1 protein-coding gene is annotated in these 577 nt (G+C 77.6%); it reads left to right on the top strand.

Annotated features, from left to right (window positions below; genetic code table 11):
* Positions 1-68 precede the first annotated feature (68 nt).
* Positions 69-577 (top strand): dTMP kinase (gene tmk / locus AX737_RS21445; protein WP_066924770.1); only part of this gene is annotated, 509 nt, incomplete at its 3' end.

Raw genomic sequence — 577 nt, 5'->3', positions numbered from 1 at the left:
CCGACCCGGCCTGACGGCCGGGCCACCCTCCCCCGCAGAGGGGGGAGGGAGAACGCGCGGGCCTGTCGATGACCCCCGGCGCGTTCATCACCTTCGAGGGTGGGGAGGGGGCCGGCAAGTCGACCCAGGTCGAGCGCCTCGCCCGCCGTCTGCGGGCGGCCCGCACCGTCGTGGTCACCCGCGAGCCCGGCGGCACGCCGCGCGCCGAGGAGATCCGCGCCGCCCTGCTCGAGGGCCGGGCGCGCGAGCACGGCCCCTTCGCCGAGGCGCTGCTGTTCTCCGCCGCCCGCCTCGACCATCTCGACCGGCTGATCCGCCCGGCGCTCGCCCGCGGCGAGGTGGTGCTGTGCGACCGCTTCATGGATTCCACCCGTGCCTACCAGGGCGCCGCGGGCGGCCTGCCAGCCGGCACCGTCGCGGCGCTGGAGCGGGTCGTCGTCGGCCGCACCCGACCCGACCTCACCCTGATCCTCGACCTCGATCCGGAGCAGGGTCTCGCCCGGGCCCGCGCCCGGGCCAGCACCGCCGACCGCTTCGAGGCCGAGACCGTCGAGTTCCACCGCCGCCTGCGCGACGC

The sequence above is a fragment of the Methylobacterium sp. CCH5-D2 genome, from assembly GCF_001556475.1.
In the GTDB taxonomy this organism is placed as follows: domain Bacteria; phylum Pseudomonadota; class Alphaproteobacteria; order Rhizobiales; family Beijerinckiaceae; genus Methylobacterium; species Methylobacterium hispanicum.
Note: the sequence above shows the minus strand (reverse complement) of the source record. Positions and strands in the feature narration are given on the sequence as shown.